Raw genomic sequence first — 22,036 nt, 5'->3', positions numbered from 1 at the left:
GGGCCAGGAGGGCGTGGCCACCGGACTCAGGATTCCTTCAGGGCCACTGGGCCAGGATCGGCTGGCATGAGTGCGCACCGCAGGAAGACCGCCCGCCGCCGCAGGCGCCCGCCACGGCGGATCGGCCGCAAGCTGCTCGTCGCGGGCTGCGCCCTGACGGTGTTGGCGGGCGGCACGGCCTGGTACCTCTACCGGGACCTCGCGTCGAGCATCGGCAGCTCCCGCGCCCTGGAGGGCGCCGAGAAGTCGGCGCACGGGGACCTGAACATCCTGCTCATCGGCCTGGACAGCCGCCGCGACCAGAATGGCGACGAGCTGCCCGAGGAGGTCCTCGACAAGCTGCACGCGGGCAATTCGGACATCGGCGGCTACAACGCCAACACCATGATCCTGCTGCACGTGCCGGGCGACGGCGGCAAGGCGAAGGCCTTCTCCATACCGCGCGACGACTTCGTGGACATCTCCGGCGTGCCCGGCCACGGGAAAGACAAGATCAAGAAGGCGTACGGGCTGGCGAAGGCGGCGAAGGAGGACCAGCTCTCCGCGCAGGGCGTGAACGACCGGCGACGGCTGGAACGGGAGGGGCGCGAGGCGGGGCGCAAGGCCCAGATCGACACGGTGCGCGCCTTCCTGGGCGTCCCGGTCGATCACTTCGCCGAGCTCAACCTGGCCGGTTTCTACCACCTGGCCGACGCGCTGGACGGCGTACCGGTGTGCCTGAGGAAGCCGGTGAAGGACAAGTACTCGGGCGCCGACTTCCCCGCGGGCCGCCAGACCCTCAACGGCGCCCAGTCCCTCGCCTTCGTACGGCAGCGGCACGGGCTGGAGATGGGCGACCTGGACCGGACGAAGCGGCAGCAGGCGTTCCTGGCGGGCGCCACGCAGAAGCTGAACTCGGCCGGGACCTTCACGGACCCGGTGAAGCTGCTCAAGCTGATCGACACCGCGAAACAGGACGTCGTGACCGACGCGGGCTGGGATCTGCTGGCCTTCGTGAAGCAGGCGAAGAACCTGTCCGGGGGAAAAGTGCAATTTACGACACTCCCCGTGGAGGGGTTCGGAAGGAACCATGGGGAGGACATCAACGTCGTAGATGATATGAAGATAAAGCGCCTCATTGCAGAGCAGATCGGTCCTCAGGCCACTGCGACCCCGAGTGCACCGGGCGCCGCCTCCTCACCTTCCTCCCCGGCCCCTCCCTCCTCTTCGTCCTCCCCCGCCGCGTCACCGCCGGCACCCCCTTCCCCCGCGGAGCAGCCCGGAACCATCGACGGCGGCGGCGTCCCGTGCGTGGACTGAGGCCCCAGACGGTGTCGGGTGCGCGCCGGCGCACCGAAGCACTGCTCCTGCTCCTCGTCATCGGCATCGCCGTCTTCGGCCACGTGAGCGCCGGGCTGGCGATGAACGGGGAGCTGCCGCAGCAGCTCGTCAGCTTCGTCATCAGCCTGACGCTGCTGTCCCTCGTGGGACACCTGGGCATCCGCCGGTTCGCGCCGTACGCCGACCCGCTGATCTTCCCGCTCGCCATGCTGCTGACCGGGCTCGGCCTGGTGCTGATCCACCGCCTCGACCAGGGGTACATCGAGCGGTACGGCTCCGAGGCGAACGCGCCGGGCCAGCTGATGTGGACGGTGGTCGGGGTCGCCGCCTGCATCCTGGTGGTGGCGCTGCTGCGTGACCACCGGCTGCTCCAGCGGTTCATCTACATCACGATGGCCGTCGCACTGGTACTGCTGATCGCGCCGGCGTTCTTCGGCGCGGACACGTACGGCGCGAAACGCTGGATCATCCTCTTCGGCTTCTCGGTCCAGCCCGGCGAATTCGTGAAGATCATGATCGCGATCTTCTTCGCGGGCTACCTGGTCATCCACCGGGATTCCCTGGCCCTGACGGGCCGGAAGTTCCTGGGCATGCGGATGCCCCCGATGCGTCAGCTCGGCCCGATCGTCACGGTGTGGGTCCTGTCCATGCTCGTCCTCGTCTTCGAGCGCGACCTGGGCACCTCGCTGATCTTCTTCGGCGTCTTCGTGGTGATGCTCTACGTGGCCACCGAGCGCACCAGCTGGATCGTGTGCGGTCTGTTCATGGCGGCGGTGGGCGCCTTCGCGGTGGGGGCGACCGAGCCGCACGTGAAGGCCCGCGTGGCGGCGTGGCTGAACCCGCTCTCCTACTACTGGAAGGACCGCCCGCCGGGCGTCACCTCCGACCAGTCGGCACAGGCGCTGTTCAGCTTCGGCACCGGCGGCGTCTCGGGCACCGGCCTGGGGCTGGGCCACCCCGAGCTGATCAAGTTCGCGGGCCGCAGCGACTTCATCCTGACGACGGTCGGCGAGGAACTGGGCCTGGCCGGCGTCATGGCCGTCCTGATCCTCTACGCCCTCCTCGTGCAGCGGGGCCTGCGGATGGCTCTGGCCGCGCGCGACCCGTTCGGCAAGCTCCTGGCGGTCGGCCTGGCCTCGGCGCTCGCGCTCCAGGTCTTCGTGGTGGCGGGCGGCGTCACCGGGCTGATCCCCCTGACCGGCAAGGCCCTGCCCTTCCTGGCGAAGGGCGGCTCCTCCCTCCTGGCCAACTGGATCATGATCGCCCTCCTCCTCCGCATCAGCGACAGCGCGGAACGCCAACGCGAGGCGGACGCCCACGGCCCGGCGGAAACAACGATCACGCCGATGGTGGCGGCGGGGCGGTGAGGGGGGCACCCGTCGGGCCCGCTTTCCCCCCTCGGCCCCGCCCCGCTCCTCGGCGCCTGCCCACCCGCCTCCCGGGTGCGGGCGGTGGCGCTTCGCCGTCGCGCAGACGGCGGGACCACAGGGGCGAGCGGCAACCGGCCGGCCCCACCCCCGACGGGCCAGGAACCCCTGCCGGGGTCCAGGAGCAGCGGGGCCCTGCCGGCCCGGATCAGAGCAGGACTGGGGGCTTCCCGCCAGTCCACTGTCCTTCCGTGCCGGTCCGGTCCCTCAAGGGCGCTCCTTCGTCGCGTCGCTTCGCGATGGCCTTCGGCCACCCTTGACCGACCGGCCCGTCCCGGAATGCCAAAGACCGTCGGGAAGCCCCCAGGGGGATGGTCAGGGGGCAGGAGCAGCAGGGGCGGCCGCATCAGCGAAGCGCCGGGCCGCCTGCGGCCAGGTGCACCCGAGATACGGGCCCACTCGTCGCTCTTTCGGCGCCGGGAGCGGCTTACCCGCACGAAACGGCGACCACATCGCCCTACGGCGCACCCAGCCGCACCAGATCGCTACGCGCTCCTCATCGCTTGGCGTCCGGCGGCCGTCCGGGGCCGCTACCCGCACGCAAGGACGACCAGAAAGACCTGGGAGTCGGTGGGCGCGTCAGATCGCTACGCGCTCCTCACGTCTCGGCGCCGGTCACTGGCCTCCAGGTCGCCGCCCGCCGTGTCGTGTCGCATCGCGACCCGACCGCCGCCCTGGAGCGTCAGTTCGTGTCAGCCTCGGAGGTGAGCGCCTTCAGGGTGGTGTCCAACCAGTGCAGCTCGGTGCGGCTGGTGGCGCGGGCGATGGTCAGCAAGCCCTGACGGAAGGGGTCATCGAACTCCTCCGCACCGAGCGGCCGTTCACCCTCGTAGAAGAAGCTGCTCGGCTCCTGAAGGAAGGTCCGGCGGCGGCGGAGGACCGCCGCTTGCTGGTCGGGATCCTCCAGCTGGCCCAGGAAGGCCAGGACGGTGAACCAGTGGTTCTCGTCGCTGATCTCGACGCCGTCGGCCTCACGCAGGCGTCGGCGCAGGTCGTCCCGGCCCGCGCCGGTCAGGGTGAGGACATGTCGGGGCGCCGCCCGGGTGCCGGGCTCGGTCTGCCGGCTCAGCAGCCCGGCCTTCTCCAGTCGCTTGATGGCCGGATAGAGCGTGCCGTCAGCGATGGGCCGGACATGGCCGGTGAGATGCGCGACGCGCCGCTTCAGCTCGTAGCCGTGCAGCGGCTGCTCGTACAGGAAGCCCAGGATCGCCAGTTCCAACACCACGCCATCATGCCTCAACCCCTCTATATATCGGATCCGATGTATAGTCTCGGCGATGCTTTCGGATGGATGGAGGAGGAGTCGTGCGTGACGCTCAGGTGACCCCCGAAGGGGCGCGAATCCGCTGGGTGGAGCTGCCCGGAGACCCCCGCCGTGCCACCCGCGTCTACCTGCACGGGCTCGGCGCCTCCGCCGCGCCGTACTTCGCGGCCTCCGCCGCGCACCCCGCCCTGGCCGGCCACCGCTCGCTGCTGGTCGACCTGCTGGGCTTCGGCATCAGCGACCGCCCCACCGACTTCGCCTACACCCTGGAGGACCATGCCGACACCGTGGCGGCGGCCCTGGAGGCGGCCGAGGTCCAGACAGCGGACGTCATCGGGCACAGCATGGGCGGCGCGGTGGCCATCGTGCTGGCCGCCCGCCACCCGCACCTGGTCGGCCGACTCGTCCTGGTCGACGCCGCCCTCGACCCGGTGCCCGTAGCTCACGGCCGGCCCGGGGTGAGCGGCATCGCCGCCTATACGGAGGAGGAGTTCCTGGTCTGCGGGTGGCGCCGGGTTCGCGAGGACGCCGGGCCGCACTGGTGGTCCACCATGCGGCTGGCCGGGCGCGAGGCGCTGCACCGCAGCGCGACGCACCGGGCCCTCGGCACCGAGCCCGCCCTACGCGACACGCTGCTGGCCCTGCCGATCCCGCGCGCCTACCTGCGGCCGGAGGCCGACCAGCCGCTTCCCGGCGCGCAGGAACTCGCCGAAGCGGGAGTCGAGGTGGTGTCGATCCCGGACTGCGGGCACAACATCATGCTGGACAACCCGGAAGCCTTCGCGCGGGCCACCGCGCACGCCCTGCGTGAGACCTGAGCGCGCGTTACGGGCAGGAGCACACTCGCCGGGACCGACGCCGGTGCGGCTCCAACCGCTGCGCGATCATCCGCGCCGCGCAGTCGGCCGCGCGGAGGCAAGATCCCGCCTGTCGCCTGCCCGGACCTCTCCGGCCGGTCGTCCTTCCGTGCGGGTATCGGCCCCGGACGGCCAGCGGACGCCAAGCGATGAGGAGCGCGTAGCGATCTGGCGCGTGTGGGTGCTCCGCAGGACGGTCTGGTCGCCGTTTCGTGCAGGCAGGACAACCCCCGGCTCTGATTACGGGACCGACGGGCCCGTATCCGGGACGCACCTGGCCGCAGGCGGCCCGCCGCTTCGCTGATGCGGCGGTTCCTGCCGCGCTTGCCCCCTGACCATCCCCCTGGGGGCTTCCCGACAGTCTTTGGCGTTCCGTGGCGGGACGGTCGGTCAAGGGTGGCCGAAGGCCATCGCGAAGCGACGCGACCGCAGGGAGCGCCCTTGACGGACCGGCACGGCGCGGAAGGACGATGGACTGGCGGGAAGCCCCCAGCCCTGCTGCGATCCCGCCCGGCCGAAGTCCCGCCGCCCCCCGGCCCCCGGCCGGGGGCCCTGCTCCGCCGGGCGCGAGGGGCCACCGCGTCCCGCACGCCGTCGTGGCCCCGGCAGGGCAGGGCAAGCACCCCGGGCCCGCGCCCCGTTACACGTAGTCCTCCAGGCGGGCGATCTTGTAGCCCTGCTGCTGGATGTGCTGGAGCATGCGGGTGGTCATCTGGGTTTCCGTCGTGCCCTTGAGCTCCGACGGGCCGCGGAAGTGGGCCAGGATGATGTCGCCCGGCTTGAAGGCGGAGCCTTCGCTGTACTGGAAGTCGTTGATCTGCATCGACTCACGCCACAGGAAGACCGAGGAGATCCCGCACTCGGAGGCTGCCTTGAGGGTGTCGTCGTTGTAGTTGCCGTACGGCGGCCGGAAGAACGTGGGGCGCTTGCCGAAGCGCTTCTCCAGGCGGTCCTGCTGCCCGCAGATCTCCTTCTTCTGCGCCGCGAAGGGCAGCGTGCGCAGGTTCGGGTGGGTCAGCGTGTGGTTGTTGACCGTGCTGCCCGATCCGTTGTCGCGGAGCTTCTCGAAGTACGAGTAGTCCGCCGACGCGATGTTGTCGGTCAGGAACATGCTGATCGGCAGCTTCAGTTCGGCCGCCATCTTCAGGAACTCGGGGTCCTTCTCCGCGCCGTCGTCGAAGGTCAGGAAGACGACCTTGTCCGTCGCGGGGACGGGTATTCGGTCCAGGACGACCGGCTTCCCCGGTGCGGCCTTGGGGAGTTGGGGCTTCTGCGCGGGCTTGGGGGCGTACTGGAGGGGGGCGGTCAGACCCCACTTCTTGTACGCCTCGTCCGCCGGCGTCCCCGCCGACGCGGAGGCTCCCGGGGCCGCGGAGGGCCGCGCCGACGGGGAGGCCGAGGCCGTCCCCGTCTCCGTCGCGGTCTTGCGGCCCAGTCTCTCGATGGGATCCACACTGTTCCCGCACCCCGTCAGGGACAGCGCGAGCGCGCCGGCCGTCAGCGTCCCGGCTACCAACCGGCGCGCGTACATCAAAGGTAATCCTCCAGGCGGGCCACGGCGTACCCCTTGTCCGTGACGGTCTTCATGACATGACGGATCATGTCAGGCATCGTGCCCTTCCAGTCCTCCCGGCCCCGGAAATGGGACAGGATGATGTCCCCGGGGTGGAGGTCCCGGTCCCATTCGCGGTAGTCCATCCGGTTCACGAAGGCCTCCGCGTTCCACAGCGGTACCGCCTTGATGCCGCAGGACTTGGCCGCGCGCAGGGTGTCCTGGTTGTAGTTGCCGTACGGCGGCCGGAAGAGGGTCGGGCGCTTGCCGAACTGCTTCTGGATGGTGTCCTGTTGGCCGCAGATCTCCTCGCGCTGCTTCTCGTAGGAGAGCGCGGGCATGTAGCGGTGGTTCAGCGTGTGGTTGTTGAGGGTGACCCCCGCGTCCTGCATCCCCTTGAAGTACGGGTAGTTGTCGCGGACGAGGTAGTCGCTGAGGAACGCCGTGTACGGGATCTTCAGTTCCTGCATCATCTTGACGAACTCGGGGTCCTTCTCCGCGCCGTCGTCGATGGTCAGGAAGACGACCTTGTCCTCCGTCGGGACGGTGGTGAAGACCGGCGGGTATTCGTCCTGGTCCTCGACCTCGAAGCCCTCACGGGTGGTGATCTCGTGCTTCGTCTTCGGTGCGGGCGGGGCCAGCAGCGGCGTCTTGAGGAGGCCCCACTTCTTCGCGGCGGCGATCCGGGCCTGCTGGGCGGCCTTGGCCTGCTCGGCGGCGTTGGCGAGGGCGCCGGCCGCTCCGGGGCCCGCTTCGCCGGCCTTGGGCTTGGCCGGTGCCGCCCGGTCCGCGGCCCCGCAGCCCGTGCCCAGGGCGGCGACGAGCAGCGCGGCCACTGCCACCCCGTACCGGCCGCGCGGGCGGGGCGCGAACCGGTGACCATACTGCGCAGTATTTCCCTTTTGTCGTACTAGCTGCATAGCAGCGGATCCTTACACCGCGCACCGCCCCTCGGCAGCCGACACCACGGCCGGAGGCCGCCCTTCCCCCGGCTGGCCGACAATGGGACGGTGACCCCCGAAGACTTCGCCGCACTGCTCGCCCCCGAGGGCCGCGCGCTCCTCGACTCCCTCCGCGACTACGACCCCGGCCAGGAGCTCGCCGTCGCCACCCGGCTGCGCCGCGAACACCCCGCCCCGCTGGTGTCGGCGGCGCTCGGGCAGGCCCGCCTGCGGCAGCGGGCGGTGGCGAAGTTCGGGGCCGAGGACGCGTTCCGGATGTACTTCACGCCCGGCGGCGGCGAGATGGCCACCCGCGCGTCGGTGGCCTCGTACCGCGCCGGGCGGCTCGCGGCGCTGGGCGTACGGAGCGTCGCGGACCTGTGCTGCGGGATCGGCGGGGACGCCCTGGCGCTGGCCCGGCTCGGGATCCGGGTGCTGGCGGTGGACCTCGACCCGCTGACGGTGGCCGTCGCCCGGGCCAACGCCGAGGCGCTGGGACTGGCGGACCTGATCGAGGTCCGCGAGGCGGACGTGACGGAGGTGGACGTGTCCTCGTACGAGGCCGTCTTCATCGACCCGGCCCGGCGCGGCGGGCGCGGCCGGATCTTCGACCCGGAGTCGTACTCGCCCCCGCTGTCCTGGGCCGTGGAGACCGCCCGGGGCGCGAAGCACGCCGCCATCAAGATCGCCCCCGGGATCCCGCACGAGGCGGTCCCGGCGGAGGCCGAGGCCGAGTGGATCTCCGACCACGGGGACGTGAAGGAGGCCGTGCTGTGGTTCGGCACCGCCCCGGGCACGGTCCGCGCCACCCTGCTGCCCGGGCCCCGCGAGCTGCTGACCGCCGATCCGCTGCCGGATCCGGAGGCGGGCCCGGTGGGCCGCTACCTCTACGAGCCCGACGGGGCCGTGATCCGCGCGCACCTCGTCGCCGAGGTGGCCGCGGAGCTGGACGGCCGGCTCGTCGACCCGACCATCGCCTACGTCACCGCCGACGAGCTGCGCCCGACGCCGTACGCGACCGCGTACGAGATCACCGACGTGCTGCCCTTCGGGCTGAAGAAGCTGAGGGCGCTGCTGCGCGAGCGCGGGGTCGGGATCCTGACGGTGAAGAAGCGCGGCTCGGCGATCGAGCCGGAGGAGCTCCGCAAGAAGGTGAAGCCCCAGGGGCCGAACGCGGCGACGGTCTTCCTCACCCGGGTGGGCGGCGCTCCGTCGATGCTGATCGGATCACCGGCCGGCCAGGAGACGGGGACGGGGACGGGGACGGTCTAACCCGCCACGTCCGACAGGACCGACCCGCGGCGGGCGGCCGCCGCCGGGGCGGGGCGGCCGGCGCGGGCCGCCCAGCGGCGGTGGGTGACGGCCTTGGCCGCGCCCAGCAGCCCGGTGATCCACAGGATCATGCCGAGCCCCACGAAGCCGACGACCTCCCCGTACGCCGTGGCGCCGGGCCGCGCCCCGGCCGCCGCCGCGAAGGCGGTCCAGAGCCCGCAGGCGCCCAGGGCCAGGGAGGCGGCCAGCCACACCAGGCTCCGTACCGGTGCCCGCAGCGCGGGGTCGACGACGGGCTCCCGGCCGGCCTCGATCCAGTCGCACAGCAGCTCGTGCTCGCGCCGCTCCCACCGGGCACCCCGTACGAACCAGATCCCGGCGGGCACCAGCACGCCCACCGCGGTCGCGACGAAGACGGCCCCGAACAGGGACTCCACGGGGTCGGCGGCCTCGAAGGAGGTCACGGCCAGGCCGACGAACGCCCAGCCGAGCGCGAAGGCCGCCGCCACCGCCCAGAGCAGGGCCAGCCGCCCCGGGGCCAGGCCGCGCCGGCTCAGGTCGGCGAGGAAGCGCGCGCGGTCGGCCCGTACGACGGTCTCGTCCAGCCACTCGCGCAGGTGCGCGGGCGGCGGCGGGGGCGGGAGCTCACGGCTAGGCATGGGCATGACCGTAGACCCGGCCGCTCCAGCCCCGCTCGACGCCCGCCTCAGCCGCCGCTGACCTCGACCGACTCGAACCGCCAGCGGTGCACGGCCCGGGTGATCAGGTCCGCGGCCGGCTCGGGCAGTTCGGGCAGCTCCGCCGCGACCCCCTCGGGGGCCTCCCACCAGGTGATGACGAGGACCCGGTCCTGGGGGGCCCGCAGGATCTCGCGGCGCACCGGTTCCCGGGCCAGGACCTGCGCGCGGGCCCACTCCAGCAGCTCGTTGCCGCGGCCGGTGGCGGCCCGCGCCTCCCACATCAGGGCGACGGTGCTCACGAGTACAGGTTGTCCTTGCTCAGCTCGTGCACGTGGTCGTGATCGTGGCCGTGTCCGCCCTCGTGGCCGTGTCCATGGCCGCCCTCGTGCTCGTGTCCGTGTCCGCCCCCGTGCTCGTGGGACGTCCCCGGCACGTGCGGGTCCGTCACCGGCAGGGAGGAGTCGGCGGACAGGTCCCAGTCGGAGGCCGGCCGGTTCCGCTTGACCATCTCCGCGCCCAGCGCCGCGACCATCGCGCCGTTGTCCGTGCACAGCTTCGGCCGCGGCACCCGCAGGATGATCCCGGCGTCGTCGCAGCGCTCCTGGGCGAGCGAGCGCAGCCGCGAGTTGGCGGCCACGCCGCCGCCGATCATCAGGTGGTCCACGCCCTCGTCCTTGCACGCGCGGATCGCCTTGCGCGTCAGCACGTCCACCACGGCCTCCTGGAAGGACGCCGCGACGTCGCGCACCGGGACCTCCTCGCCCGCCTTGCGCTTGGCCTCGATCCAGCGGGCCACCGCCGTCTTGAGGCCGGAGAAGGAGAAGTCGTACGCCGCGTCGCGCGGCCCCGTCAGCCCGCGCGGGAAGTTGATCGCCTTGGGGTCGCCCTCGCGCGCGAGCCGGTCGATGACCGGACCGCCGGGGAAGCCCAGCTGGAGCACCCGGGCGATCTTGTCGAAGGCCTCGCCCGCCGCGTCGTCGATGGTCGCGCCGAGCGGCCGGACGTCACTGGTGATGTCGGGGGCGAGCAGCAGCGAGGAGTGCCCGCCGGACACCAGCAGGGCCATGGTCGGCTCCGGCAGCGGCCCGTGTTCCAGCTGGTCGACGCAGATGTGCGAGGCCAGGTGGTTGACCCCGTAGAGCGGCTTGCCCAGCGCGTACGCGTACGCCTTCGCCGCCGAGACGCCCACCAGGAGTGCCCCCGCGAGGCCCGGACCGGCCGTGACGGCGATGCCGTCGAGGTCGCGGGCGCTGACCCCGGCCTCCTTCAGGGCGCGTTCGATGGTCGGGACCATCGCCTCCAGGTGGGCCCGGGAGGCCACCTCGGGCACGACCCCGCCGAAGCGGGCGTGCTCGTCGACGCTCGACGCGATCGCGTCCGCGAGCAGGGTGGTGCCGCGGACGACGCCGACGCCGGTCTCGTCGCAAGAGGTCTCGATGCCGAGGACGAGCGGTTCGTCAGCCATGGGTCTCACTGCTCTCAGGGTGCTCAGGTTGCTGAGGGTCGGTCTTCGTCTGTGCGGGGTCGGTCAGGCGCATCACGAGCGCGTCGACGTTGCCCGGCTGGTAGTAGCCGCGCCGGAATCCGATCGGCTCGAAGCCGAAGCGTTCGTAGAGCCGCTGGGCGCGGGTGTTGTCCACCCGGACCTCCAGCAGCACCTCGGCGCACTCGAAGTCGGTGGCGGCGCGCAGCAGTTCGGTCAGCAGCCGGGCGCCGAGCCCGGTGCCCCACTGGTCGCGGGCGGCCGCGATGGTCTGTACGTCGCCCAGGTCTCCGGCGGCGGCGAGCCCCGCGTAGCCGACGAGGCGGCCGTCGGCGGGGTCTTCGGCGACGACGTAGCGGCGGGTGGCCCGCGGTCCGCGCGCGTGGGTGAGCTCGGACCAGAACATCCCGGCGGACCAGGCGTCATCGGGGAACAGCTCGTGCTCCAGCTCCAGCACGGGCTCGATGTCCCACCAGCGCATCTCCCGGAGCACCGCGGTCACGGCCGTCACTGCGGGGTGACCACCTTGTAGTTCTTGGGGACCTGCGCGTCGGGCCGGCGCAGGTAGAGGGGCGTCGGCGGCAGGAACGTCCCGCCCTGCGCGAGCCGCTCCGCCGCGAGGCCCGCCAGGGCGGCCGCCGACTGGTGTACGGGGCCGCGCGCGTCGGTGAACACCTCGGGGTAGAGCTGCGCGCCCTGGCCGACGGCCGGCAGGCCGGCCACGCGCTCGGCGATGTCGGCGGGGCGGTCGACGGCGGGCTCGCCGGTCCGGGTGCGCGGGTCCTCGTAGCGCGCCCAGTAGACCTCCTTGCGCCGCGCGTCGGTGGCGACGGTGAAGGGGCCTTCGACCCCGGCGGCGCCGGCGGCGTAGGCGAGCCCGTCGAGGGTGCACACGCCGTGCACGGGGACGCCGAGGACGGAGGCGAAGGTGGAGGCGGTGACCAGGCCGACGCGCAGTCCCGTGTAGGGGCCGGGGCCGACGCCGACGACGATGCCGGTGACGGCTTCGAGCTTCACCCCGGCCTCGGCGAGGACCGCGTCGACGGAGGGGAGCAGGAGCTCCCCGTGGCGGCGGGCGTCGACCTGGTTCGACTCGGCGAGGACGGCCTCCCCGTCGTGCAGGGCGACGGTGACGGCGGGCGTGGCGGTATCTACGGCAAGCAAGAGCACGCGAACAGCCTACGACTCCCGGGCCCCGGGGCCTTGCGGCCGGTCACGGCGGAGCCCGGCTGCTACCTTTCGACCGGGGATACGACCGGGGGCCCACTCCCGGGTCGACGGCGCAGGCGCAAAGAGGTGGAGCAAGGTGGCACGCAGCAGCTCGGGAATCGTGGCCGGGCTCACCGTCGCGGCGCTCGCCGCGATCGGCTTCCTCGGCTGGCAGGCCTCGGCGACCGCTCCGGCGCACCCCGTGAAGGCGGCTCCGCAGGCCCCCGCGGCGCATCAGGACCAGCCCCCGGCCAAGCAGGACACGGCGAAGCCCGCCGCGCTGCCCGCCGATTCCGGGACCGGGATGCGGGTCGTGTACTCGGTGTCCCAGAAGCGGGTGTGGCTGGTCGCGGAGGACGGCCGGGACCCCAAGTCCTTCACGGTGACGCCGAGCACGGTGCACCCGGCGCCCGGCAGCTACGCGGTCGGCTCGCGCTCGGGCACGGTCACGGGTACGGACGGGGTGCCGATCGAGCACGTCGTCCGGTTCGCCAGCACGGACGGCATCGCGATCGGCTTCAGCGCGCGCGTGGACGGCTCGATGCCGGCGCCGGACCCCGCGAAGAAGGCCGGCGGCATCCGGATGACCCGCGCCGACGGTGACGCGATGTGGGCGTTCGCGACGATCAACTCGAAGGTCGTCGTCGTTCCCTGACGCCGCGCACCACGCCCCGCCCACCCCGCCGCGGGATTCACCCGAACGGGGTCTTCAGGCCGCTTCCGACTCCGGGGCGGCCTGTGGTGCGTGCGGGTCGGCGGGGGCCGCCCCGCCCTGCGGCGCGGGGTCCCGGTCCGCCCTCCCGGGCGGCGTCGACACCGCCGTGGCGGCCGCGCCCGCCGCGAGCAGGGCCCGCATGGACACGACGGGCGCTCGCTCTGCTCCTGCTGCCGACATGGCTGCCTCCTGAGACCCCGGGACGCTGTACTTAGGTAGACCTAACCAACGCTCGGTACCATGTCATCACGCGGCCCCACACCTGCGCAATATCTTCCCGACGGCCTGTCGGTACGTTGTGGGCGCACCAGCCGCCCCAAGGGGGCGCACGGGAGGGCGTACGGCGCGGGCGAGGGCGTAGGGCTCGCGCGTCAGGAGGCTCACGGCGTGCGCGGGAGGGCGCGGGGCGCCGCGCCTACCGTCCGGCCGCCCCGGTGAGTTCCGCGAGCTCCGCACCGGCCCAGCGCGCGCCGACGCCGCGCAGCGCGACCTCGCGCACGTCGTCCAGGACCTCCTCGTGGCCCACGGCCCGGCCGATCACCACATGGAGCCGGTCGTCGGAGAGCTCCTCCACCTTGCCGTCGCCCCACTCCACGACGACCACGGACTCGGGCAGCGAGACGTCGAGGTCCAGGTCCTCCATCTCGTCCAGCCCGCCGCCGAGGCGGTACGCGTCCACGTGCACCAGCGGCGGCCCGTCGCCCAGGGACGGGTGCACCCGGGCGATCACGAAGGTCGGCGAGGTCACGGCCCCGCGCACGCCCAGCCCCTCCCCCAGGCCGCGGGTCAGGGTGGTCTTGCCCGCGCCGAGTTCCCCGGTCAGCAGGACGAGGTCGCCGGGGCGCAGCAGCCCCGCGATCCGGCGGCCCAGTTCCTGCATCGAAGCGGGCGAGTCGACGGTGACGATGGTTTCGGCGGCGGCCTCGGCCAGGGCCTCAGCCGCCGGGCTGCGCGGTGCTTCCCGCGGTACTTCTTCCATGCGCCCCAACGTTAGTCGGTGCGGGGACGGCTCCGGTGCGCGCCAGGAGGTCGGTCAGCAGCGCAGTCACGATGTCCGGGCGCTCCAGCATCATCAGGTGCCCGGTGTTCTCCAGCACGACCAGGTCGGCCGCCGGCAGCGCTTCCTTGATCGACACGCTGTGCTCGGCCGGGATGATCATGTCCCGGTCCCCGGCGATGACGGTGACGGGGATGTCCGCGAACCGCTGGAGGGCGGCGGTCTTGTCGTGGGCCTGGAAGGCCGGGTAGAACTCGGCGACCACGTCGATCGGGGTCGCCTCGATCAGCCGCTCGGCGAAGCGGGCGACGCCCGGATCCACGTCCCGGGAGCCGAACGAGTACAGCTTGATCATCCCGGCGAAGAGGTCGGCGGTCGCCCGGCGGCCCTTCTCCACCAGCTCCACCTGGGAGCCGAGCGCCCTGAGCACGCCGGGCAGGATCCTGCGCACCGCGCCCTGTCCCACGGAGGGCAGCCCGTACGTCACCTGGTCGAGCCGCCCGCTGGAGGTGCCCACCAGGGCCACCCCGATCACCCGGTCGCGCACCAGCTCCGGGAACTGCTCGGCGAGGGCCATGACGGTCATCCCGCCCATGGAGTGGCCGACGAGGACCAGCGGGCCCTCGGGCGCGGTGGCGTCGATGACGGCCTTGAGGTCGCGGCCGAGCTGCTCGATGGTCACCGGCTCGCCGTCGGCCTGGGCCAGGCCCCGGGCGCTGCGGCCGTGGCTGCGCTGGTCCCAGTAGACGGCCCGGAGGACTCCGCGCAGCGCGGCGCGCTGGAAGTGCCAGGAGTCCTGGCCGAGGCAGTAGCCGTGGCAGAAGACGACGGTGGTCCCGGCGGCCGGGGACGAGCGGCGCAGGCGGCGCTTCTTGCCGGGGGGCGCGGGCGGCAGCTCGTCGGTCTCGTAGTAGAGCTCGGTGCCGTCCTCGGCCCGGCAGGAGCCCTCGGTCCCGCGCAGGGAGCCGTAGTCCCCGGCGGCGTCGAGCGCCAGGCGGGCCTTCATGCGGATGCCGCGTCCCACGGTGATCCTTTCGACCGCGACACCGGCCGCGGCGCCCGCCGCTATGACACCGATGGCGGCGCCGGCCCAGCCGGCCTTGCGCCAGTTTTCGCTCACGACGTCGCCGTCCTCACTCAGCCGCCCAGGTACACCCGGGGCACCCGACCTCCGATACGGGTGACGATCTCATACGCGATCGTGTGTGCCGCTTGAGCCCAGTCCTCGGCGGTGGGTTCGCCGCGTTCCGCGTCGCCGAAGACGACGGCCTCGTCGCCGACTCGGGCGAGGTCCTCGCCGAGGTCGACGACGAACTGGTCCATGGCGATCCGGCCCGCGGCCCGCCGGATCCGGCCGCCGACGAGCACCGGCCCGCGGCCGGAGGCGCTGCGCGGCAGGCCGTCGGCGTAACCGGCGGGGACCAGCGCGAGGTGGGTCTCGGACCCGGTGACGTAGTGGTGGCCGTAGCTCACCCCGTGCCCGGCGGGGACGGACTTGACCAGGGCCAGCGAGGCCTTGAGCCGCATGGCGGGGCGCAGGCCGAGCTGGGCGGGGGTGCCGAGCTCGGGGGCGGGCGAGACGCCGTAGACGGCCAGGCCGGTGCGGACGAGGTCGTAGTGGCTCTCGGGGAGGGTGAGGGTCGCGGGCGAGTTGGCGATGTGCCGGACCTCGGGGTCGACCCCCTCCTTCTCCGCGTAGGCGAGCATGTCGCGGAAGGCGTCGAGCTGCAGCCGGATGGAGGGGTGGCCGGGCTCGTCGGCGCAGGCGAAGTGCGACCAGACGCCGGTGACCTGGACGGTTCCCTCCGCCTGCGCGGCGACGGCCGCGCCGACGAGCTCCGCCCAGTCGGCGGGCTGGCAGCCGTTGCGGCCGAGGCCGGTGTCGGCCTTGAGCTGGATCCTGGCGGTGCGACCGGCCGCGCGGGCGGCCTCCCGCACCTCGTCCAGGGCCCACAGGCCGCTGACCGACACGTCGATGTCGGCCTCGACGGCCTCCCGCCAGGGCCCGCCGGGGGTCCAGAGCCAGCACATGACGCGCCCCTCGATGCCGGCGGCGCGCAGGGCGAGCGCCTCCTCGGGGGTGGCGGTACCGAGCCAGGTGGCGCCGGCCTCCTGGGCGGCACGGGCGCAGGGGACGGCCCCGTGCCCGTAGGCGTTCGCCTTGACGACGGCCATGAGCTGGGCCCGGGGCGCCCGCGCGCGCAGGGCGCGCACGTTCTCCCGTACTGCGTCAAGATCGATCTCGGCGTACACGCGCGTCGGTGTCTCGTTCATCGCCCACAGTCTCTCAGAACCCCCGCCCCGCCCCGTCTCTACCCGCCCGGCCGCGCCGAACCGGCCCCGGCGCGACCCGGTTCCCGGGGTCAGGACGTGACGTCGCGCCACGCCGCCGGAAGGGCGGCCGCCACCTCCTGCGCCACCACCGGAGCCCCGTCGGCGGCCAGCCTCCCGGCCAGCCCGTGGAGGTACGCCGCCACCGACCCGGCGTCGACCCCCGGCAGCCCGCCCGCCAGCAGCGCCCCGGCCAGCCCCGACAGCACGTCCCCGCTCCCGGCGGTGGCCAGCCACGGGGTCCCGGTCGGGTTCACCCGGACCGGGCCCGGCCCGGCGGGGGCGACCAGCGTCGTCGCCCCCTTCAGCAGCACGGCCGCCCCGTACCGCCCCGCCAGCTCCCGTGCGGCGGCCAGCCGCCCGGCCTCCACCGACTCCCTCGGCACCCCCAGCAGCGCCGCCGCCTCCCCCGCGTGCGGGGTCAGCAGGGTCGCGGCCCGGCGCCCCCGCACCACGTCGGGGTCCAGTCCCCGCAGCCCGTCCGCGTCCACCAGCACCGGCACGTCCCGGTCGGCCAGCGCCCGCGCGACCTCCGCGCTCCGCCCGGCCCCGATCCCCGGTCCGACCACCCAGGCCTGCACCCGGCCCCGCCCGACCAGCACCTCCGGGTGGCGCGCGAGCACGGCGTCGGCCGCCGGCCCCACGTACCGCACCGCGCCCGCGCCGCCCCGCAGCGCCCCCTCGACGGCCAGCACCGCGGCGCCCGGGTACTGCTCGGACCCGGCGACGACCCCGACCACGCCCCGCCGGTACTTGTCGCTCGACGCCGTCGGCACCGGCAGCAGCCCCGCCACGTCGGCGTGCTGGAGGGCTTCCAGCACGGGCTCCACGGGCTCCGCGAGGTCCAGTCCGATGTCGACCAGCCGCACCGCGCCCACCCGCGAGGCCCCGGGGTCGATCAGCAGCCCCGGCTTGTACGCGCCGAAGGTCACCGTCACGTCGGCCGCCACGGCCGGGCCCGCCACCTCCCCGGTGTCCGCGTCGACCCCGCTCGGCAGGTCCACGGCGACCACGAGCGCGCCCGCCGGGATCCGCTGCGCCAGCGCGGCGGCGGCCGGCCGCAGCCCGCCCCGGCCGCCGATCCCGAGCAGCCCGTCCAGGACGAGGTCCGCCCGCTCCGGGACGGACCGCTCGACGCGGCCCCCGGCGGCCCGCAGCGCGGCGAGCCCGCCCGGGTGCATCCGCGCCGGATCCATCGGCACCGCCGTCACCCGGGCCCCGCGCCGCGCCAGCCGCGCACCCGCGTACAGGGCGTCGCCGCCGTTGTCCCCCGGGCCGGCCAGCACCACGACGCGGGAGCCGTACACCCGCCCCAACAGCCCCGCGCACACGGCGGCCAGCCCGGCCGCGGCCCGCGCCATCAGGGCGCCTTCCGGCAGCCGGGCCATCAGCTCGCGCTCGGCGGCCCGTACGGTCTCCACGCTGTAAGCAGTACGCATGGCACCAGCGTGCCCGAAGGCCGGGCCCGGAGGCCGCAGGCCGGGGCCCCGGCCTGAGCCCGTACCCGGACCGGACCCCGTACCCGGACCGGACCCCGTACCCGGACCGGACCCCTACCTCTCCGCGATCACCACGGCGGACGCGACCCCGGCGTCATGGCTCAGCGAGATGTGCCAGGACGTCACACCGAGCGCCTTCGCCCGCGCCTCGACCGTCCCGGACACCCGCAGCCGGGGCTGCCCGGACTCCTCCACGTACACCTCGGCGTCGGTCCACAGCAGCCCGCCGGGCGCGCCGAGCGCCTTGGCCAGGGCCTCCTTGGCCGCGAACCGGGCGGCGAGCGAGGCGGTCCCGCGCCGCTCGCCGCCCGGCAGCGTCAGCTCGGAGTCGAGGAAGAGCCGCCGCGCCAGGTTCGGCGTCCGCTCCAGCGCGGCCCCGAACCGCTCGATCTCCGCAACGTCAATCCCCACACCGACGATCACAACAACCCCAACTACTCCACGGTCACGGACTTGGCGAGGTTACGCGGCTGGTCCACCTCGTTGCCCCGCGCCGTCGCCAGCTCGCACGCGAACACCTGCAGCGGCACCGTCGCCACCAGCGGCTGGAGCAGCGTCGGGGTCGCCGGGATGCGGATCAGGTGGTCGGCGTACGGGACCACCGCCTCGTCGCCCTCCTCCGCGATCACGATGGTCCGCGCCCCGCGCGCCCGGATCTCCTGGATGTTCGAGACGATCTTGTCGTGCAGGACCGAGCGCCCGCGCGGGGACGGTACGACCACCACCACCGGGAGGTCCTCCTCGATCAGCGCGATCGGACCGTGCTTGAGCTCGCCCGCCGCGAAGCCCTCGGCGTGCATGTACGCCAGCTCCTTGAGCTTGAGCGCGCCCTCCAGCGCCACCGGGTACCCGACGTGCCGCCCGAGGAACAGCACGGTGTCCTTGTCGGCCAGCGAGCGCGCGAGGCGCCGTACCGGCTCCATCGTCTCCAGCACGGTGTCGACCGCGCCGGCGATGTCCGACAGCTCCCGGATCACGGCCTCGATCTCGTCGCCCCACTTGGTGCCCCGCACCTGCCCGAGGTACAGCGCGACCAGGTAGCAGGCGACCAGCTGCGTCAGGAACGCCTTGGTGGAGGCGACGGCCACCTCGGGACCGGCGTGCGTGTACAGCACGGCGTCCGACTCGCGCGGGATCGTCGATCCGTTGGTGTTGCAGACGGCCAGCACCCTGGCCCCCTGCTCGCGGGCGTGGCGCAGCGCCATCAGGGTGTCCATGGTCTCGCCGGACTGCGAGATCGCGATCACCAGCGTCCGCCGGTCGAGGATCGGGTCGCGGTAGCGGAACTCGCTGGCGAGCTCCGTCTCGCAGGGGATGCGGGTCCAGTGCTCGATGGCCAGCTTCGCGATCATGCCCGCGTGGTACGCCGTACCGCACGCCACGATCACGACCTTGTCGACCTCGCGGAGCACCGCGGCGGGGATGCGCACCTCGTCCAGGGTCAGCAGGCCGCTCGCGTCGATCCGGCCGAGGAGGGTGTCGGCGACGGCCTTGGGCTGCTCGGCGATCTCCTTGAGCATGAAGTAGTCGTAGCCCCCCTTCTCGGCCGCCGACGCGTCCCAGTCCACGTGGTACGCGCGCACGTCCGCGGGCGCCCCGTGGAAGTCCGTCACCGTGACCTCGTCGCGGCGCAGTTCGACGACCTGGTCCTGTCCCAGTTCGATCGCGGATCGGGTGTGGGCGATGAAGGCCGCCACGTCCGAGGCGAGGAAGTTCTCGCCCTCCCCCACGCCGACCACCAGGGGGGAGTTGCGGCGGGCGCCGACCACCACGTCCGGCTCGTCGGCGTGCACCGCGACGAGGGTGAAGGCGCCCTCCAGGCGCCGGCACACCTGCCGCATCGCCTCGGCCAGGCCGCCCCCGGTGGCCGAGAACCGCTCGGCGAGCAGGTGCGCGACCACCTCGGTGTCCGTATCGGACTCCAGCCGGTGCCCGCGCTCGGCCAGTTCGGCGCGCAGCGCGGCGAAGTTCTCGATGATGCCGTTGTGCACGACGGCCACCCGGCCGGAGTTGTCCAGGTGGGGATGGGCGTTGACGTCGGTGGGCCCGCCGTGGGTCGCCCACCGGGTGTGCCCGAGTCCGGTGGAACCGGCCGGCAGCGGGTGCCCGACGAGCTCCTTCTCCAGGTTGACCAGTTTCCCGGCCTTCTTGACGTTGGCGAGTTCGCCGTCGGCGAGGACCGCGATGCCGGCCGAGTCGTAGCCGCGGTACTCCAGCCGCTTCAGTCCGGCGATGACCACATCGAGCGCAGACTGCGCTCCCACGTAACCCACAATTCCGCACATAGGCCGCAGCGTACGCGCTGGTCGGCCGTCTGCCCCGTACCCGAACAAGACGAAAACCCGCCCGGCGAATCGCCGGGCGGGGTTGACGTGCGGGCGCGTGGGGTCAGCCGAGCTTCTTGACCTGAGCGTCGATCAGGGCCGTCGGGGAGTCGGCCTTGCCCAGGAGGCTGATCGAGCTGAAGGAGGCCACCGTGCCGCCCTTGCGCGCCATGACGAGGAGCAGGGTGCCCTTGTCGCCGCCCTCCATGTCGATGGTGAGGGCCAGGCTGACGGCCTCGTCGCCGGCGGTGACGGCCGGGCCCGCGGCCACGCCCTCGTACTTGGTGGTGTCGCCCTCCGAGGTGGAGGAGAACCCGCCCGCGCAGATCTGCCCGGCGGTCTTGAAGGCCGCGAGGGTCTCCGCCGCGCCCTGGCCCTCGTAGGAGGACAGGCCGGTCAGGGTCGCCGTGGTGCCGAGGGCGTTCTTGACCGCTTCCAGCTTCTCCTCGGGCGAGGCGCCGGCCGCCGGGTCCTTCGGCTTGGCTCCCAGCGCGGTACGGGCGACACCGGACGGCTTGCCGACCTTCTGGAGGGCCTGGGTCTGCACCAGGACCTTGCAGGCGGGCTTGTCGGTGGTGACCTGGGTCTCGTCGACCTTGGACAGCTTGGCGGCGGCCTGGGCGTTGATCACGTAGTCCGGGACGTCCGCCTGCGTGACCAGCAGACCGGCCAGCTCCGCGTCCGTCTTGCCCTTCGCGGCGGGAGCGGCCGACGGCGCGGACGGCCGCGGGTCGGGCTTGGCGTCGCCCCCGGTGTCGGCCTTGTCGGAGCCACAGGCGGTGGCAAGCAGGGCCAGGGACACCGCGGAGGCGGTCAGGACGGTACGACGGACAAGGGTGCTGCGCACGAAGGATCCCCCAGGGAAAAAGACACCGCACGCACACGGAACGGCGTAGCGGTAGCGATCAATGTACGACCCCTCCGAACGTCCGGCCGGAGTTCCCGCCGCCGGAGGCCAATCGTGATCGGCATGAGACGGGACGGGGTTCCGATCGATACCCACACCCGTACAACCCCACCACCTGCGCCTTCGACGGGACCGTCGGCCACGTGACCGAACCCACCACCCACGACCGGCCCCGAGCCCCGACAATGGCCCTGTGATCACTTCGCCGCCACGAAGCACGCCGGACAGCGCAACGGAGCGCTCCCTCGGATCGGAGCACCCCACGCACCCCGAGCCCGCCGCGCACCCCACGCGCCGCCGGGGCCACGAGGCCTCCCCCTACGTCGACCTCACCCGCGCGGAGTGGAGCGCCCTGCGGGAGCGCACGCCACTGCCCCTGACGGCGGAGGAGGTCGAGCGGCTGCGCGGTCTCGGCGACGTCATCGACCTCGACGAGGTGCGCGACGTCTACCTCCCGCTCTCCCGCCTGCTCAACCTCTACGTCGGCGCCACCAGCAACCTGCGCGGCACGCTGAACACCTTCCTCGGCGACGCCGGCAACGGGCACGGCGCCCAGCAGGGCACCCCCTTCGTCATAGGTGTCGCCGGCTCGGTCGCGGTGGGCAAGTCGACGGTGGCCCGCCTGCTCCAGGCCCTCCTCGCGCGCTGGCCCGAGCACCCCCGCGTCGAGCTGGTCACCACGGACGGGTTCCTGTACCCGATGAAGGAGCTCCAGCGGCGCGGCCTGACCGCCCGCAAGGGCTTCCCGGAGTCCTACGACCGCCGGGCGCTGACCCGTTTCGTCGCCGACATCAAGGCGGGCAAGGACGAGGTCACGGCCCCGGTCTACTCGCACCTGATCTACGACATCGTCCCGGACGAGCGGCTCGTCGTGCGCCGCCCCGACATCCTGATCGTCGAGGGGCTGAACGTCCTCCAGCCGGCCCTGCCCGGCAAGGACGGCCGCACCCGCGTCGGCCTGGCCGACTACTTCGACTTCAGCGTGTACGTGGACGCGCGGCCCGAGGACATCGAGCGCTGGTACCTCAACCGCTTCCGGAAGCTGCGCGAGACGGCGTTCCAGAACCCCTTCTCCTACTTCCGCAAGTACACCCAGGTCTCCGAGGAGGAGGCCCTGGAGTACGCCCAGACGATGTGGCGGACCATCAACAAGCCCAACCTGCTGGAGAACGTGGCGCCCACCCGCGGGCGCGCCACCCTCGTCGTGCGCAAGGGCCCCGACCACAAGGTCCAGAAGCTGAGCCTGCGCAAACTCTGA

Annotated in this window: 22 protein-coding genes; 6 read left to right on the top strand and 16 right to left on the bottom strand. The window is 73.1% G+C overall.

Going from position 1 to position 22,036, the window contains the following annotated elements; translation table 11 throughout:
- The first annotated feature begins 66 nt into the window (after positions 1–66).
- Positions 67–1,299, top strand: a complete 1,233-nt coding sequence (locus ACZ5D2_RS21635; RefSeq protein WP_371677099.1) for an LCP family protein — start codon at positions 67–69, stop codon at positions 1,297–1,299.
- Positions 1,287–2,687, top strand: coding sequence for an FtsW/RodA/SpoVE family cell cycle protein (locus tag ACZ5D2_RS21630; RefSeq protein ID WP_371677100.1), 1,401 nt, complete (start codon positions 1,287–1,289; stop codon positions 2,685–2,687). The genes ACZ5D2_RS21635 and ACZ5D2_RS21630 overlap by 13 nt, the downstream gene beginning before the upstream one ends.
- A gap of 742 nt (positions 2,688–3,429) precedes the next feature.
- On the opposite strand, the gene ACZ5D2_RS21625 is transcribed toward ACZ5D2_RS21630, so the two are convergent.
- Positions 3,430–3,969, bottom strand: coding sequence for a PadR family transcriptional regulator (locus ACZ5D2_RS21625; RefSeq protein ID WP_371677101.1), 540 nt, complete (start codon positions 3,967–3,969; stop codon positions 3,430–3,432).
- 83 nt (positions 3,970–4,052) lie between these two features.
- Here ACZ5D2_RS21625 and ACZ5D2_RS21620 point away from each other — a divergent pair, with 83 nt between their 5' ends.
- Positions 4,053–4,829, top strand: a complete 777-nt coding sequence (locus ACZ5D2_RS21620) for an alpha/beta fold hydrolase (protein WP_371677102.1) — start codon at positions 4,053–4,055, stop codon at positions 4,827–4,829.
- A gap of 679 nt (positions 4,830–5,508) precedes the next feature.
- Here the strand turns inward: ACZ5D2_RS21620 and ACZ5D2_RS21615 are convergent.
- Complete coding sequence (locus ACZ5D2_RS21615) at positions 5,509–6,399, bottom strand: polysaccharide deacetylase family protein (protein ID WP_371677103.1); 891 nt, start codon at positions 6,397–6,399, stop codon at positions 5,509–5,511.
- Positions 6,399–7,340 (bottom strand): polysaccharide deacetylase family protein, encoded by a 942-nt coding sequence (locus ACZ5D2_RS21610; RefSeq protein WP_468931166.1) that lies wholly within the window; start codon positions 7,338–7,340, stop codon positions 6,399–6,401. Before ACZ5D2_RS21610 ends, ACZ5D2_RS21615 begins: the two co-directional genes overlap by 1 nt.
- A 90-nt stretch (positions 7,341–7,430) precedes the next feature.
- On the opposite strand from ACZ5D2_RS21610, the gene ACZ5D2_RS21605 reads away from it, so the two are divergent.
- On the top strand, positions 7,431–8,633 hold the full coding sequence (locus tag ACZ5D2_RS21605) for a THUMP-like domain-containing protein (RefSeq protein WP_468931163.1): 1,203 nt from the start codon (positions 7,431–7,433) through the stop codon (positions 8,631–8,633).
- On the opposite strand, the gene ACZ5D2_RS21600 is transcribed toward ACZ5D2_RS21605, so the two are convergent.
- Genes ACZ5D2_RS21600 through tsaB form a run of 5 tightly spaced genes read right to left on the bottom strand, consistent with a single transcriptional unit; the run spans position 8,630 to position 11,966 of the window.
- Positions 8,630–9,292, bottom strand: a complete 663-nt coding sequence (locus ACZ5D2_RS21600) for a hypothetical protein (RefSeq protein ID WP_468931160.1) — start codon at positions 9,290–9,292, stop codon at positions 8,630–8,632. The two genes, ACZ5D2_RS21605 and ACZ5D2_RS21600, sit on opposite strands and share 4 nt — an antisense overlap.
- Positions 9,293–9,339: 47 nt before the next feature.
- Positions 9,340–9,612: a hypothetical protein gene (locus ACZ5D2_RS21595; RefSeq protein WP_371677107.1), complete on the bottom strand. Its 273-nt coding sequence runs from the start codon at positions 9,610–9,612 to the stop codon at positions 9,340–9,342.
- Positions 9,609–10,778 carry a tRNA (adenosine(37)-N6)-threonylcarbamoyltransferase complex transferase subunit TsaD gene (tsaD, locus tag ACZ5D2_RS21590; protein WP_468931156.1) on the bottom strand — a complete coding sequence of 390 codons (1,170 nt, stop codon included), beginning with the start codon at positions 10,776–10,778 and terminating at the stop codon, positions 9,609–9,611. The genes ACZ5D2_RS21595 and tsaD overlap by 4 nt, the downstream gene beginning before the upstream one ends.
- Positions 10,771–11,307 carry a ribosomal protein S18-alanine N-acetyltransferase gene (gene rimI, locus ACZ5D2_RS21585; protein ID WP_371677109.1) on the bottom strand — a complete coding sequence of 179 codons (537 nt, stop codon included), beginning with the start codon at positions 11,305–11,307 and terminating at the stop codon, positions 10,771–10,773. The genes tsaD and rimI overlap by 8 nt, the downstream gene beginning before the upstream one ends.
- A complete protein-coding gene (gene tsaB, locus ACZ5D2_RS21580) occupies positions 11,304–11,966 on the bottom strand; it encodes a tRNA (adenosine(37)-N6)-threonylcarbamoyltransferase complex dimerization subunit type 1 TsaB (protein WP_468931152.1) in 663 nt (220 codons plus the stop codon). Before tsaB ends, rimI begins: the two co-directional genes overlap by 4 nt.
- Before the next feature lie 136 nt (positions 11,967–12,102).
- On the opposite strand from tsaB, the gene ACZ5D2_RS21575 reads away from it, so the two are divergent.
- Positions 12,103–12,660: a hypothetical protein gene (locus ACZ5D2_RS21575; RefSeq protein WP_468931149.1), complete on the top strand. Its 558-nt coding sequence runs from the start codon at positions 12,103–12,105 to the stop codon at positions 12,658–12,660.
- Between the two features lie 54 nt (positions 12,661–12,714).
- Here the strand turns inward: ACZ5D2_RS21575 and ACZ5D2_RS21570 are convergent, their stop codons facing one another.
- The 8 genes from ACZ5D2_RS21570 to ACZ5D2_RS21535 all read right to left on the bottom strand — a co-directional run bounded on the left by ACZ5D2_RS21570 (position 12,715) and on the right by ACZ5D2_RS21535 (position 20,718).
- A complete protein-coding gene (locus ACZ5D2_RS21570) occupies positions 12,715–12,900 on the bottom strand; it encodes a hypothetical protein (RefSeq protein ID WP_371677112.1) in 186 nt (61 codons plus the stop codon).
- A gap of 235 nt (positions 12,901–13,135) precedes the next feature.
- A complete protein-coding gene (gene tsaE / locus ACZ5D2_RS21565; RefSeq protein ID WP_371677113.1) occupies positions 13,136–13,699 on the bottom strand; it encodes a tRNA (adenosine(37)-N6)-threonylcarbamoyltransferase complex ATPase subunit type 1 TsaE in 564 nt (187 codons plus the stop codon).
- A complete protein-coding gene (locus ACZ5D2_RS21560) occupies positions 13,656–14,837 on the bottom strand; it encodes an alpha/beta fold hydrolase (protein ID WP_468931144.1) in 1,182 nt (393 codons plus the stop codon). The genes tsaE and ACZ5D2_RS21560 overlap by 44 nt, the downstream gene beginning before the upstream one ends.
- Before the next feature lie 17 nt (positions 14,838–14,854).
- A complete protein-coding gene (gene alr, locus ACZ5D2_RS21555; RefSeq protein ID WP_371677115.1) occupies positions 14,855–15,991 on the bottom strand; it encodes an alanine racemase in 1,137 nt (378 codons plus the stop codon).
- A gap of 89 nt (positions 15,992–16,080) precedes the next feature.
- Positions 16,081–17,487, bottom strand: coding sequence for an NAD(P)H-hydrate dehydratase (locus ACZ5D2_RS21550; RefSeq protein ID WP_468931141.1), 1,407 nt, complete (start codon positions 17,485–17,487; stop codon positions 16,081–16,083).
- A gap of 114 nt (positions 17,488–17,601) precedes the next feature.
- Positions 17,602–17,970 (bottom strand): holo-ACP synthase, encoded by a 369-nt coding sequence (locus ACZ5D2_RS21545; protein WP_371677117.1) that lies wholly within the window; start codon positions 17,968–17,970, stop codon positions 17,602–17,604.
- A gap of 11 nt (positions 17,971–17,981) precedes the next feature.
- Entirely contained in the window at positions 17,982–19,832 is a 1,851-nt protein-coding gene (glmS, locus tag ACZ5D2_RS21540; protein ID WP_371677118.1) for a glutamine--fructose-6-phosphate transaminase (isomerizing), read from the bottom strand.
- A gap of 103 nt (positions 19,833–19,935) precedes the next feature.
- Positions 19,936–20,718: a hypothetical protein gene (locus ACZ5D2_RS21535; RefSeq protein ID WP_371677119.1), complete on the bottom strand. Its 783-nt coding sequence runs from the start codon at positions 20,716–20,718 to the stop codon at positions 19,936–19,938.
- Between the two features lie 253 nt (positions 20,719–20,971).
- Between ACZ5D2_RS21535 and coaA the strand changes: the two genes are divergently transcribed.
- Positions 20,972–22,036: a type I pantothenate kinase gene (gene coaA, locus ACZ5D2_RS21530; protein WP_371677120.1), complete on the top strand. Its 1,065-nt coding sequence runs from the start codon at positions 20,972–20,974 to the stop codon at positions 22,034–22,036.

Source organism: Streptomyces sp. NPDC031479 (genome assembly GCF_055581065.1).
Note: the sequence above shows the minus strand (reverse complement) of the source record. Positions and strands in the feature narration are given on the sequence as shown.